Consider the following 13,984-nt stretch of genomic DNA (forward strand, 5'->3'; position numbering starts at 1 on the left):
ATGCCCAGTTCGGCGATATCGACAACGACGGGCGCGCCGATCTCTTCATCGCCAAGGGCAATGTCGACCAGATGCCCTCCAACGCCATCCATGATCCCAACAACCTGCTGATGCAGCAGGCCGATGGCAGCTTCGTGGAAAAGGCCGATGTCGCGGGCGTGGCCACCATGGCGCGCTCGCGCGGGGCGGCGCTGGCCGATTTTGACGGCGACGGCCTGCTGGATCTGGTCGTCGTCAACCGCCGCGCCCCGATGGAGCTTTACCGCAACATCACGCCGGCCACCGGCCACTGGCTGGGCATCGCGCTCACCCAGCCCGGCGGCAACCGCGATGCGATCGGCGCCGTCGTCACCGTCACCGCGGGCAATCTCGTGCAGGACCAGCAGATCAGCATCGGCGGCGGCCATGCCGGCGGCCAGGCGATCCCGCTGCATTTCGGCCTTGGCGGCGCCACGGCGGCCAGCATCACCGTGCGCTGGCCCGACGGCACGACCAGCCCCGCGATCCCGGCCAGGCTCGACAGCGTGATGAGCATCGCGAAACCGGCGGGCTGACCGACCGACCTGCCGCCTTTGCCTTGCAAATATCCTCGGGGGGTGAATGCCGAAGGCAGAGGGGGGCAGACAGCCCCCATGCCCGGCCAGTCTCTGGCCAGCTTAGTCCTTGCGCGCCACCGTCAGCCCGCTCGGCACCGCGTCGGGCACGCCCAGCCGGCTGACGCCCGGATCGTCCAGCGCGCCCAGGAAGGCCACGATATCGGCCACCTGCGCATCGCTCAGCTTGACCGGCGTCACCTTCACCGCCGCCGCGATCGCGGCGACCTCGTCGGGATTGTCCATCGCCGTCCAGTCCTTGACCGGCAGCGCCGGCAGGATCGCCTGGCTGCGATCGTAATCGGCCAGCGCGGCGACCGGGTCGGCATGGGCGCGCACGAAGGCCGCGAGGTCGCGATAGGCGCCGTCATGGCCCCAGGGCCCGGTCTCGGTGACGTTGCGCAGGCTGGGGGTGCGGAAGGCGTAGAGGTCTTCCGGCCGCCCGGTCACGCGGTAGCGCCCCTCGTCGCGCACGGTGGTTTCGAAACGCGCGCCCTTGCCGGGGCCGAATTGCGGCATGCCCATCGCGTGAAAGGCCTGATCGGACTGGAACTTGCCCGAATGGCAGGCCGAACAGCCCGCCTCGCCGTAAAACAGGCCCATCCCCCGCGTCTGCGCCGGATCAAGCGTGCCGGTCCCGCGCAGGTAGGCATCGAACGGACTGGCATCGGCCCGCCATTCATAGGCCACGAAGGCCGCGATGGCGTTGGAGATGTCGGTGAAGGCGATATCGCCCGCCCCGTGGACCTTGTCGGGATAGACCGCCTCGAACTGGCTGACATAGGCCGGGATCGCGGCGACGCGCCGCGCGATCAGGTCCCATGCGCCGCCCGGCCCGGTGAAGATGCCCTGCCGCACGACGGTGGAAATCTCGTTTTCCTGATAGTGTCCCGCCATCTCGTCGGGGCTGACCTCGGGGAACATTGCCTGGGCGGACAGGACACTGGCAAAGCCCTGCACCATATCGTCGTCAAGCGGCGTGCGCAGGCCGCTGGGCTTGGAAGGGTCCGCCTCGATCCGGCCATCGGCGAAGAGCACGGTGAATTCCTTGGCGCCGAGGTTGAACAGCGCCTGCGCGTTGCGCGGCACCCGCTGCTCGGGCATGTTCTCGGGGTCGGCCACGCGCGCGGGGCCAAGGCCCTTGCCGCCGTCGCCGATGCCCAGCGACACGCCGTCGGACGTGCCGAAGGCGGGGTTGTGGCAGGTCGCGCAGGAGACCTCGCGGTTGCCCGACAGGATCGGGTCGTAGAACAGAAGCTGGCCCAGCTTCGCCTCGTCCAGCCGGACCGGCGCGTAATCGGCATCGGTGATCGGCGGCGGCAGGTTGGCGGGGCGCGCGGGCGCGGGCGCATCGGCGGCCAGCGCCGCGCCTGCGGCGAGGGCCAGTGCCACCGCGCCGGCCAGTTGTCCGATCCGCTCCATCCCGATGCCCTCCACGACGTTCGGGGCAAAGCATGACACCGCCCCAGCGGCACCGCAACAGCCCTGAAGGGATTTGACGCGGGCCGGGGTGCGGGCTAGAACAAAAGAAGAACATAAACCAGATCGAGACTCGCCCCCGTGCCGCCTTCCGCCGCCCTTCCCCCCGCGCTTCGCGCCAGCCTGCAGGCCCGTCCCGGCCCGGCCGCCGTGACGGAAGAGGCCGCGACGCTGGCCCCGACGCTGGCCGAAGTCTTTGCCGTCACCGCCGCCGATGCCGCCGTGACCGGTTTCGTGCTGGCGCGGCTGACAGCACAGGCGGCGCAAGAGGCACGGGGCGGGGCAAGCGGCGGCCACCCCGAGCCCCGGCCCGAGACCCGGCCCGAGGCCCGCCCGATCCTGTGGGTGCAGGACCGCCTGTCGCGGCGCGAGGCGGGGGTGCCCTGCCTTGCCGGCCTTGGCACCACGCGGCTGTTGCTGGTCGAGGCGCGCCAGCCGCGTGCGGCGCTCTGGGCGATGGAAGAGGGGTTGGGGTGCGGCGCGCTGGCCGGCGTGGTGGGCGAGATCTGGGGCGACCCGGCCGTGCTCGACTTCACCGCGACCAAGCGGCTGGCGCTGCGCGCCGAGGCGCAGGGCGTGCCGGCCTGGCTGATCCGCCGTGCCGCCACGCCCGCCCTGAGTGCTGCGCGCGAGCGCTGGCGGGTGGCCGCACTGCCCGCCGAAGCTGATCCCGATGACCTGCGTGCGCCGGGGGCGCCGCTGTGGCGGGCAGAGCTGTTTCGTGCCCGCTGGCGCCGCCCCGGCGCATGGGTTGCCCGGCCGGTATCCGGCGGGCTGGTGATGGAACACGGCACCGACGCGGGCGCGGCGCAGACCGCCGCCCCGCAGGCCGCGCGCGCCTGAGGCCCGCGATGCCGCGCCGCGCGCCCCTATGCTGGCCCAAGCCCTGGTCCGGAGGCCGCCCGCGATGAGCGCCGAGGACAAGCTGCCGGTCCTCGCCTTTGCTCGGCCCGCCCGGCCCGCCGCATCTGCCACACCACCCCCCGCAGCCGCCCCGCAGCGGCAGCGCCGCGCAGCCCTGCCCGCAGACCTCGCCCGCGCCATCGCCGCGCTGCAGGGTGCGCTCGAGGCCGAGCTTTGCCGCCCGCGCGCGCAACCCGACCTGCCCGCGCGCGCCAGCAGCGATGAGGCGGAGGAAGACAGCTTTTCCCCCGTGGGCGAACCCCGCGCCCGGCCCGGCATGCCACGGCCGCATGCCATCACCCGGCGCGGCGAGGACGAGGACAAGGATCCGCTGGCCCGCCGTCTCACCGCTATCCACCTGCCGCGCTTTGCCATCGAACGCTGGCTGCGGCTGGCCGAGCGGCAGGGCGAGGCGGTCAGCGACGAGGCACCGCTGGCGCTGGCCGTCGAGGGGCCGCACGGCCCGGTGATCCACGACATGACCCGCGCCGCGGCGCAGGCGGGCGTGGTCCATGGCGCGCGCGTGGTGGACATGCGCGCACTTTGTCCCGGCCTGCGGGTGGAGTTCGCCGATCCCGGCGCCGAGCGCGCGGCGCTGGCGCGGCTGATGCTCTGGGCCCGGCGCTGGTGCCCGTGGAGCGCGGTCGACGGCATGGCAGGCGGTGCGGCCGGGCTGATGCTCGACACCACCGGGTCCGACCACCTGTGGGGCGGCGAGGCGGGGATGCTGCGCGAGATCGAGGCGCGGCTGGCCACGCTGGGCCTCGGCGCGCGGCTGGCCTGTGCGCCCACGCAGGGCGCGGCATGGGCGCTGGCGCGGCTGTCGGGCCCGCGCGCGGTCTGCGGCGCGGCGGAACTGCCCGCGCAGGTGGCGCCGCTGCCGGTCAGGGCGCTGCGGCTGGGCCCCGACACGGTGCTGCTGCTGCAGCGGCTGGGGCTGAAGACGGTGGGCGATCTGGCCGCGGTGCCGCGCATCTCGCTGGCGCGGCGGTTCTCGCGCGCGGCCCCGGCAGAAAACCCGCTGATGCGGCTCGACCAGATGATGGGGCGGCTGGCCGAACCGCTGGCCTCGCCCGACGACCCGCCACGCTTTGCCGTCGAGGCGCGGCTGGCCGAGCCGGTGCAGGATCCGGGTGCATGGCTGCCGGGCCTGTGCGAGGAATTATGCGCGGCGCTGGCCGCGGCGGGGTTCGGCGCAAGGCGGCTGACACTGACGGTCTATCGCAGCGATGGCGAGGTCTCGTCGCTGGGCGTGGCCACCGCCCGGCCCAGCCGCGACCCCGCCCACCTGCGCCGGCTTTTCGATGACCGGCTGGAGCGGATCGAGCCCGGCTTCGGCTTTGACCTGATCACGCTGGACGCGCCGGTGGCCGAGGACATGAGCGCGGTGCAGCGCCGCCTTGACGGCGGCGTCGATGCCGAGGCCGACCTTGCCCGGCTGATCGACCGGCTGAGCGCGCGGCTGGGCGCGGGCGCGGTGCGGCGCCCCGCCCCCGGCCTCAGCCACATTCCCGAACGGCGCGAGGGCTGGCAGCCCGCGTTGGCGGGCGGAACCACGCTGCCCCCCACCCCGGCCCCGCCCGGCCGCCCGCTGCGCCTGTTCAGCCCGCCCGAGGAGGTGCGCGTGGTCTATGCCGTGCCCGAGGGCCCGCCCGCCCAGTTCATCTGGCGCCGGGTGACGCACCGTGTCGCCCGCTTCGCCGGGCCCGAGCGGATCGCGCCGGAATGGTGGGCCGACCGCCCCGGCACCCGCCTGCGCGACTACTGGCGGATCGAGGACGAGGCAGGCCGCCGCTTCTGGATCTACCGCGAGGGCGTGCTGGGCGACGGGCGCGGGGACGTGCCGCGCTGGTTCGTCCACGGGGCTTTCGCATGACGGCGCGCCGCGGCCAGACAGGGCAGAGGGGGCGCTGCCCCCGCGCGCGTGCCGCGCGCCCCCCGGAGTATTTCCGGCCAGAAGAAGCCCGGGCCGGCACGCCCCTTCTTCTGGCGTCAAATACTCCGGGGGGAGGCGCCGGCACGGGGCCGGGGGGCAGCGCCCCCCTGCGCCGGCCATGACGGGAGGCGACGATGCCCGAGAATGACCACCAGGTGCCACGCCGAACTTTGCCGGAGGATGGCAGCTTTACCCCCAACCCGCGCGCGCCCTTCGTCGAACTGGGGCTGGCGAGCTGCTTTTCCTTCCTGCGCGGGGCGTCGGACGCGGTGGACCTTGCCCGGACGGCCTGGGCGCTGGGCCATGACGCGCTGGGCATCGCCGACCGCAACAGTTTCGCCGGCGTGGTGCGGCTGCATGTCGAGGCGAAAAAAGCGCACATCCGTCCACTGATCGGCTGCCGGCTGGTGCTGACCTCGGGCGAGGCCTTTCTTGCCTATCCGCGGGACCGTGAAGCCTATGGGCGGCTCTGTCGCCTGCTGTCGAAGGGCAAGATGCACAACCCCGACGGGCGCTGGCAGGCCAAGGGGGTCTGCGACATCACGCTGGCCGATCTGGCCGCCCATGCCGAGGGGGTGATGCTGATCGCGCTGCCGCCCGACGATCTGCAGGGGTTCGCTCGCGCCTTGCCGGGGCTGGTCAAGCAGTTGCCGGGGCTGGGCTGGATCGCCGCGGCCTATCTCTACCGCGGCGATGACCGGGCGCGGATCAACCGGCTGGACCGGTTGGCCACACGGCACGGGCTGGCGCTGCTGGCCACCAACGACGTGCTCTATCATGCACCCGAGCGGCGGCCGCTGCAGGATGTGATGACCTGCATCCGCGAGCATTGCACGCTGGCCACCGCCGGCGCGCGGCTGGAGCCCAATGCCGAGCGGCACCTCAAATCGCCCGCCGAGATGGTGCGCCTCTTCTCCGAATGGCCGCACGCGATCCGCGCCACCCGCGCTGTGGCCGACCAGTGCCGTTTCGACCTTGAGGAATTGCGTTATGAATACCCGCGCGAGGTGGTGCCGGGCGGCCGCAGCCCGCAGGATTACCTGGAAGAGTTGACATGGGCCGGCGCCGCCCGGCGGTACCCCGAGGGGGTCCCCCCCGCCACGCATGCAGTATTGAAAAAAGAACTCGCGATGATCGAAAAGCTCGACATTGCGCGGTATTTCTTGACGATTCACGACATCATCCGGTTTGCCCGCCACGAGGTCAGCCCACCGATCCTGTGCCAGGGCCGTGGCTCGGCGGCCAATTCGGCGGTCTGCTACGTGCTGGGCATCACCGCGGTCGATCCCGCCCAGCACCAGCTGCTGTTCGAGCGTTTCATCTCGGAAGAACGCAAGGAGCCGCCCGATATCGACATCGACTTCGAGCATGAGCGGCGCGAGGAGGTAATCCAGCATATCTACGCGAAATACGGCCGCGACCGGGCGGGTCTTTGCGCCACGGTGATCCATTACCGCCCCCGCTCGGCGATCCGCGAGGTGGGCAAGGCGATGGGCCTCGGCGAGGACGTGACGGCAGCGCTGGCGAAAACCATCTGGGGCTCTTGGGGGCGCGAGGTCGGGGCCGACCACGTGGCCGAGGCGGGACTGGACCTGACCGACCCGCTCTTGCGCCGCACCATCCTGATCGCGCAGCAGATGATCGGCATGCCGCGTCACCTTGGCCAGCACGTGGGCGGCTTCATCCTGACCGAACGGCCGCTGACCGAGACGGTGCCGATCGGCAATGGCGCCATGGCCGACCGCAGTTTCATCGAATGGGACAAGGACGACATCGACGCGCTGGGCATCCTGAAGGTCGACATTCTCGCGCTGGGGATGCTGACCTGCATCCGCAAGTGTTTCGACCTGATCGAGGCGCATTACGGGCGCCGCTACGACCTTGCCACGACACCCAAGGAAGATCCGCGCGTCTATGACATGCTGTGCAAGGGCGACAGTATCGGCGTCTTTCAGGTGGAAAGCCGGGCGCAGATGAACATGCTGCCGCGGCTGCGCCCGCGCCAGTTTTATGACCTGGTGATCGAGGTCGCCATCGTGCGGCCGGGGCCAATCCAAGGCGACATGGTGCATCCCTACCTGCGCCGCCGCGCGGGCGAGGAGGCGGTGGACTACCCCAGCCCCGCCCCGCCGCACGACCCGGCCGAGCTCAAGACCATCCTCGGCCGCACGCTGGGCGTGCCAATCTTCCAGGAACAGGCGATGAAGATCGCCATCGACGCCGCACAGTTCTCGCCCGCCGAAGCCAACGAGTTGCGCAAGGCGATGGCGACGTTCCGCTCGACCGGCACCATCGGCAAGCTGGAGGAGAAGATGGTCGGCCGGATGGTGGCGCGCGGCTATGACCCGGATTTTGCCAAGCGCTGCTTTGACCAGATCAAGGGCTTTGGCGAATACGGATTCCCCGAAAGCCACGCGGCAAGCTTTGCCTTGCTGGTCTATGTCTCAAGCTGGCTGAAATGCCACTACCCGGCCGCCTTTGCCGCAGCGCTGCTGAATTCCCAGCCGATGGGGTTTTACGCGCCGGCGCAGATCGTGCGCGACGCGCGCGACCATGGCGTGACGGTGCATGGTCCCGACGTGAATTTCTCCGACTGGGACAACACGCTGGAACCACAGGCCGAAGGCGGCTTTGCCCTGCGCCTTGGCCTGCGGCAGGCGGGCGGGCTGCGGGCAGATCACGCGGCGCGGATCATGGCGGCGCGCGAGGCACCCTTCCGCGACATGGACGACCTCAAGGCGCGTACGCACCTCACGGCGCCCACCCTGCGCCGGCTGGCCGAGGCTGATGCGCTGCGCTCGATGTTTCTCGACCGCAGGCAGGCATTGTGGGAGGCCAAGGCCCTGCGTGACGCGCCCGACCTGCCGCTTTTCACCACCACCCGCGACGAGGGGGCCGAGGTGCCGGTGGCCCTGCCCGCGATGCCGCGCGCCGAGCAGGTGGTGGCCGATTACCAGACGCTGCGCCTCAGCCTGAAGGCCCACCCGATGGCCTTCCTGCGCAAGAGCCTTGCCGCGCAGGGCTACATCCCCACCGCCGCGCTCAGACAGGCGCGCCCGTTCCAGAAGGTGCGGCTGGCGGGCCTCGTGCTGGTGCGCCAGCGCCCCGGCAGCGCCAAGGGCGTCTGCTTCATCACGCTGGAGGACGAAACGGGCGTCGCCAACCTCGTGGTCTGGCCCAAGGTGATGGAGGCGTTCCGCAAGGCCGTGATGCAGTCGCGCCTGCTGGTGGTCGAGGGCTATGTCCAGCGCGATGTCGAGATCATCCATGTCGTGGCGACCCGTCTGAAGGACCGCTCTGACGCGCTGGTGCGGCTGGCGCCAGAGGGGCTGGCCCCGCCGATTGCGCGTGCCGACGAGGTGGCCCGCCCGCTGGCCTCGCCGCTGGCCGACCCGATGTCCACCGCCCATGCCCGCCACCCGCGCGATGTCCGCGTCATCCCGAAATCCCGCGACTTTCACTAGGCCCCCGGGCATCGGCCCTTGCCGCCAACCTCTTCATCTTGGCCCAAATACCTCGGGGGAGGCCCGGCACGGGCCGGGGGCGGAGCCCCTGCAGCGCCTGAAAAACAGGCAAACGCCCCAAATCGCGCGCAGCACGACAATCTTCCGATTGTGCTGGCGACACCGGGCCATATGATCGGGGGCATGGAACAGTCGCAATCCAGTCAGGGCCAAACCCAGTCACAGTCGCAATCGCAGACTTTCGACGAGATGTGGGGCCGCGAGAACCTGTTGCGCCCGCCCTATGCCGATCTTGCCGACTGGATCGAGCATGAGGACCCGCGGCGCCTGCGCAAGAAACAACGCGAGGCCGAACAGGTGTTCCGGCTGACCGGCATCACGTTCAACGTCTACGGACAGGCCGCCGCGGCCGAACGGCTGATCCCGTTCGACATCATCCCGCGCATCATCGCCGGGCGCGAATGGGCGCGGCTGGCCCGCGGGATCGAGCAGCGGGTGCGCGCGATCAACGCCTTCCTGCACGACATCTACCACCGGCAGGAGATCGTCCGCGCGGGCCGCCTGCCCGCCGAGATGGTGGCGCGCAACGACGCGTTCGAGCCGAAGATGATCGGCGTCACACCGCCCGGCGGTGTCTACACCCATATCGTCGGCACCGATCTGGTGCGCACGGGTGACGATTCCTTCTACGTGCTGGAGGACAACGCGCGCACGCCTTCGGGTGTCAGCTACATGCTGGAAAACCGCGAGACGATGCTGCACATGTTCCCCGAGCTTTTCAGCCGCAACCATGTTCAGCCGGTGTCGAACTATCCCCGTGCGCTGCGCCGGTCGCTGGCGGCCTGCGCGCCGCCGGCCTGCACCGGCACCCCGCGCGTCGCGGTCCTGACGCCCGGCATCTACAACTCGGCCTACTACGAGCACAGTTTTCTTGCCGACAAGATGGGCGTCGAACTGGTCGAGGGCCATGACCTGCGGGTTGTCGATGGCCGCGTTGCGATGCGCACGACCCAAGGCTACCAGCCGATCGACGTGCTCTATCGCCGGATCGACGACGCCTATCTAGACCCGATGAATTTCAATCCCGAAAGCGCGCTGGGCGTGCCGGGCATCATGGATGTCTACCGCGCAGGCGGCATCACAATCGCCAACGCGCCGGGCACCGGCGTGGCCGACGACAAGGCGATCTACAGCTACATGCCCGATATCGTCGAGTTCTATACCGGCGAGAAGGCGATCCTGCAGAACGTCCCCACCTGGCGCTGTTCAGACCCGTCCTCGCTGCAATACGTCCTCGACAACCTTGCCGAGCTGGTCGTCAAGGAGGTGCACGGCTCGGGCGGATACGGGATGCTGATCGGCCCGGCGGCCTCGAAAAAGGAACTGTCGGAGTTCCGGCGCAAGCTGATGGCGCGGCCCGGCAACTACATCGCCCAGCCCACGCTGGCGCTGTCGACGGTGCCGATCCTGACCAACGCGGGCCTTGCGCCGCGCCATGTCGATCTGCGGCCCTTCGTGCTGGTCAGCCCTGCGGGGATCGACATTACGCCGGGGGGGCTGACGCGGGTGGCGCTGAAGAAGGGCAGCCTCGTGGTCAACTCCAGCCAGGGAGGTGGCACCAAGGATACCTGGGTGCTGGAAGAATAGATGCTGGGAAAAACCGCCGGCGGGCTCTACTGGATGTTCCGCTACCTTGAAAGGTCCGAAAATACCGCGCGCCTGATCGCGGCGGGCCAGCGCATCGCGCTGACGCGCTCGTCCAGCGCCGACGACGAATGGATGTCTGTACTGCAGACCGCCGCCGTCGAGCAGGGATACCTCGCCGCCTATGACGGAGAGGTCAGCCGCGACAACGCCATCGACTGGCTTCTGCGCGATCGCGACAACTCTTCAAGCGTGATGTCCGTGATCGAGGCCGCGCGCAACAATGCCCGCGTCGTGCGCACCGCGCTGACCCGCGAAGTCTGGGAAAGCGTCAACGAGGCATGGATGACGCTGAAGGCGGCGCTCGCGCGCAAGGTCCCTGAACGCGACCTGCCGGAGGTGCTGGCGCTGATCCGGCAACGCACCGCCTTCGTGCGGGGCGCGATGACCGGCACAATGCTGCGCAACGACATTTACAACTTTGCCCGCATCGGCACGTTCATCGAGCGCGCCGACAATACCGCCCGGATTCTCGACGTGAAGTATTACGTCCTGCTTCCCTCGGCCATCGGCGTGGGAAGTGCCGTCGACAACGTGCAGTGGGAATCGATCCTGCGTTCGGTTTCTGCCGAAGGCGGGTTCCGACTGACCTATGGTCAGGACGCCCGCCCGCGCGAGATTGCCCAGTTCCTGATCCTCGACAAGCGGATGCCGCGCAGCCTGTCGTTCTGTGCCGACAAGATTCGCGACAACCTCGGTTATCTGGTGGCTGATTACGGCGACCGGATGAAAAGCCACGACATGGCCGACAAGATGTGCCTGAACGTCATGTCCCACGGCGTGGACGAGATATTCGAGCTTGGCCTGCACGAGTTCATCCAGGGTTTCCTCGGCAACGTTGCCGAGTTGGGCGGGCAGATCGAGATCGACTATCGGTTCTCGGCGTGAGTGAGCGGGGGAAATCACGATGCGCCTGACGATCAGCCATGTCACCAGTTACAACTACGATCAGCCTGTGCCCTATGCGCTGCAGCAACTGCGCCTGACGCCCAAGACGACGCCCGCCCAGAAGGTGGTGGACTGGCGTATCGAGGTGAGCGGGGGCACGAAGGAGCTGAGCTTTGAAGACGCGCATCGCAACACCGTCACGCTGATTGGCTATGAGCCGGGCGCCACTGCCGTGTCGATCCGGTGTTCGGGCGAGGTGGAACTGAGCCAGACCCATGGCGTGGTGGGCGCCCATGGCGGCTTCATGCCGCTGTGGATGTTCGACCGGACGACCGCACGCACCCGACCCGGGCCGCTGGTGCGCAAGTTGGTGCAGGGGCTGGACCCGGATCTGGAGCCGCTCCCGCGTCTGCACGCGCTGATGGGTGCCGTGCATGGGGCAATCGAGTATGTGCCCGGGGCCAGCCATGTCGACACGACCGCGGAAGAGGCGCTGGCCGAGGGCCGCGGTGTCTGTCAGGACCATGCCCATGCCTTTATCGCCGCCGCCCGCGCCATGGGCGTGCCTGCTCGCTATGTTTCGGGCTATCTGATGCTGACCGACCGGGTCGAACAGGACGCGACCCACGCCTGGGCCGAGGCGCATGTACCGGGACTGGGCTGGGTCGGTTTCGACGCCGCCAACGATGTTTGCCCCGATACGACCTATGTCCGTGTCGCAACAGGGCTGGACTATGCCGAGGCTGCGCCTGTATCAGGAATGCGCTTTGGCGCGGCAGGCGAGAAGCTGTCGGTGCAAGTGCAGGTTCAGCAGCAGTAGCAGGCGGATCAGATGACCTATTGCGTCGGTATGCGGCTGGACCGCGGCCTTCTTTTCATGTCCGACACCCGCACCAATGCGGGGCTCGACAACATCTCGACCTATCGCAAGATGTTTTCCTTCGAGACACCGGGCGAACGGGCGATCACGCTGCTGACGGCTGGCAACCTTGCCACGACGCAATCCGTCATCTCGATGCTGGAAGAACGCACCAAGGCGCCGGGCGACCGGGCGCCGTCGATCCTTGAATCACCCTCGATGTTTCAGGTCGCGCGGCTGGTCGGTCAGACGCTCCGCGACGTGATCGCCGACAATGCGCAAAGCGGCGCACGTGCGGATTCGTCGTTCAACGCCTCGATCATCCTTGGCGGGCAGATCAAGGGCACGCCCCCGCGACTGTTCATGATCTACCCTGAGGGCAACTTCATCGAGGCAGGCGATGCCACGCCCTATTTCCAGATCGGCGAAACGAAATACGGCCGCCCCATTCTAGTCCGCGCTTACGAGCCATCGATGAGCTTTGAGAAGGCGGTCAAATTGCTGCTTGTCAGCTTTGACTCGACGATCAAGGCCAACCTGTCGGTGGGTCTGCCGCTTGATATGCAGATTTACGAGACTGACAGCTACAAACTTGGCCTGTCGCGCAGGATCGGGGCGGAAGACGCCTATTTCCAGACGATTTCCAACGGTTGGGGCGCTGCGCTGAACATGGCCTTCGACAGCCTACCGGACGTGACTCTGTAGCCTGACCCGCCCACCGGGGAAATCCTTGCGTGCAGCGGCCATGCAGGTCACTCTGGGGCGGTAAACGTCGAACAGGGTATGCGACATGTGGGACTTCAGCGTAGCAACAGCCATGGGCGTCATGCGGCGGACGGCACCGTACCTGATGTTCCGGATCATCGTCTATTTCGCCATCGCGGTCGCTTACGTCCTTGCCACCGGCACCGGCGCCGGTCTGGGCTGGGGCATTGGCCATTTCGGTGACGAGGGCGTCGTTGCAACCTCGACCTTCTATGGCGGCCTTTTTGGCTTCGCGGTGGTCGCGGGCGTGCTTTATTTCCTGCGCGAATACATCCTTTACGTTGTGAAGGCCGGGCATATCGCCGTCATGGTCGAGTATCTCGATGGCCGTGACCTGCCCGATGGTCAGGGCCAGATTGCCTATGGTCGGCAGATCGTGACCGAGCGATTTGGCGAGGCTTCGGTCCTTTTTGGCGTCGACCAGTTGGTCAAGGGCGTGATCCGCGCGATCACCGGACTGGTGCAGGGGCTGATGAATTTCCTGCCGATTCCTGGCCTTCAGAACGTGATGGGCGTGGTACGGGCCTATCTGCGGCTTGCCGTGGGGCTGGTCGACGAGGTGATCCTTGCGCACGGGATCCGTACACGGGCCACAAATCCGTGGGCCTCGGCGAAAGAGGCGCTGGTGCTTTACGGCCAGAATGCCGGGCCGATGTTGCGCAACGCGGCTTGGCTGACCCTGTTCACCTACGGGCTGGCCTTCATCGTGTTTCTCGTGATGCTCGCGCCGGCGGCAGCACTGGTCTACCTGATTCCCGGGGCATGGTCTGCGGGTGGCGTGATCTTCGCCATCGTCTTTGCATGGGCGGTCAAGGTCGCGCTGATCGAACCGTTCGCGATTGCCTGCTTGTTGCAGGCCTACTTCAAAGTGACAGCGGGCCAGACGCCGAACCCCGAATGGGAGGCCAAGCTGGACAGCGCCTCGTCCAAGTTCAAATCGCTTGGTGAGCGGGCCGTGAACTGGGCCTCGGGCGGCCGGGCAGCGGCCGCGCCCTCCGGGAACGAGGGCTGAGCAGCTCAGAACGCCTTGAACGTCAGCGTCGTCAGAGACCTTTCGATCCCTTCGATATCAAGCAGGTGGTCGTTGATGTACTTGCCGATATCCTCGCCCGCCGGGATGTAGAGCTTCATCAGCAGGTCATATTCGCCGCTGGTCGAGTAAAGCTCGGAATGGATTTCCTTCAGCGCGATGGCATCGGCCACGCGGTAGGTGGTGCCGGGCCGGCAACGGATCTGGACGAAAACGCAGGTGGTCATGGGGGCCTCGCAGGTTCTTGGCGCCACAAGACCACGGACCGCGCGCCTCCGCAATCTTTCGTGCCGAAAGGGCACAAGGCCCCCGATTTCGCCGCGCCGCCGCTTGGCCCCGCGCGCGCTTGGCCCTAGAAGGGCT

Annotated in this window: 11 protein-coding genes; 9 read left to right on the forward strand and 2 right to left on the reverse strand. The window is 68.3% G+C overall.

Features of this window, described 5'->3' with window-relative positions:
• Nucleotides 1-554 (forward strand): CRTAC1 family protein (locus GC146_RS17065; protein WP_291841305.1); only part of this gene is annotated, 554 nt, incomplete at its 5' end.
• 102 nt (nucleotides 555-656) lie between these two features.
• Here the strand turns inward: GC146_RS17065 and GC146_RS17070 are convergent.
• On the reverse strand, nucleotides 657-2,015 hold the full coding sequence (locus tag GC146_RS17070) for a cytochrome c peroxidase (protein WP_291841306.1): 1,359 nt from the start codon (nucleotides 2,013-2,015) through the stop codon (nucleotides 657-659).
• A gap of 138 nt (nucleotides 2,016-2,153) precedes the next feature.
• On the opposite strand from GC146_RS17070, the gene GC146_RS17075 reads away from it, so the two are divergent.
• The 8 genes from GC146_RS17075 to GC146_RS17110 all read left to right on the forward strand — a co-directional run bounded on the left by GC146_RS17075 (nucleotide 2,154) and on the right by GC146_RS17110 (nucleotide 13,603).
• A complete protein-coding gene (locus GC146_RS17075) occupies nucleotides 2,154-2,915 on the forward strand; it encodes a hypothetical protein (protein WP_291841307.1) in 762 nt (253 codons plus the stop codon).
• A gap of 64 nt (nucleotides 2,916-2,979) precedes the next feature.
• The gene (locus tag GC146_RS17080; protein WP_363241802.1) at nucleotides 2,980-4,851 is read left to right on the forward strand and encodes a DNA polymerase Y family protein; all 1,872 of its coding nucleotides are present in this window, start codon (nucleotides 2,980-2,982) and stop codon (nucleotides 4,849-4,851) included.
• Nucleotides 4,852-5,045: 194 nt separating this feature from the next.
• Nucleotides 5,046-8,375, forward strand: coding sequence for an error-prone DNA polymerase (locus GC146_RS17085; RefSeq protein WP_291841308.1), 3,330 nt, complete (start codon nucleotides 5,046-5,048; stop codon nucleotides 8,373-8,375).
• A 183-nt stretch (nucleotides 8,376-8,558) separates the two neighbouring features.
• Entirely contained in the window at nucleotides 8,559-10,022 is a 1,464-nt protein-coding gene (locus GC146_RS17090; protein ID WP_291841309.1) for a circularly permuted type 2 ATP-grasp protein, read from the forward strand.
• Nucleotides 10,023-10,967 (forward strand): alpha-E domain-containing protein, encoded by a 945-nt coding sequence (locus tag GC146_RS17095; protein WP_291841310.1) that lies wholly within the window; start codon nucleotides 10,023-10,025, stop codon nucleotides 10,965-10,967.
• 19 nt (nucleotides 10,968-10,986) lie between these two features.
• Complete coding sequence (locus GC146_RS17100; protein ID WP_291841311.1) at nucleotides 10,987-11,787, forward strand: transglutaminase family protein; 801 nt, start codon at nucleotides 10,987-10,989, stop codon at nucleotides 11,785-11,787.
• Nucleotides 11,788-11,799: 12 nt separating this feature from the next.
• Nucleotides 11,800-12,531: a proteasome-type protease gene (locus GC146_RS17105; RefSeq protein WP_291841312.1), complete on the forward strand. Its 732-nt coding sequence runs from the start codon at nucleotides 11,800-11,802 to the stop codon at nucleotides 12,529-12,531.
• A 121-nt stretch (nucleotides 12,532-12,652) separates the two neighbouring features.
• The gene (locus GC146_RS17110) at nucleotides 12,653-13,603 is read left to right on the forward strand and encodes a hypothetical protein (protein ID WP_291841313.1); all 951 of its coding nucleotides are present in this window, start codon (nucleotides 12,653-12,655) and stop codon (nucleotides 13,601-13,603) included.
• Nucleotides 13,604-13,608: 5 nt separating this feature from the next.
• On the opposite strand, the gene GC146_RS17115 is transcribed toward GC146_RS17110, so the two are convergent.
• Nucleotides 13,609-13,848 carry an Lrp/AsnC ligand binding domain-containing protein gene (locus GC146_RS17115; RefSeq protein ID WP_291841314.1) on the reverse strand — a complete coding sequence of 80 codons (240 nt, stop codon included), beginning with the start codon at nucleotides 13,846-13,848 and terminating at the stop codon, nucleotides 13,609-13,611.
• Between the last annotated feature and the right edge of the window lie 136 nt (nucleotides 13,849-13,984).

The sequence above is a fragment of the Limimaricola sp. genome, assembly GCF_016125575.1.
In the GTDB taxonomy this organism is placed as follows: domain Bacteria; phylum Pseudomonadota; class Alphaproteobacteria; order Rhodobacterales; family Rhodobacteraceae; genus WGLM01.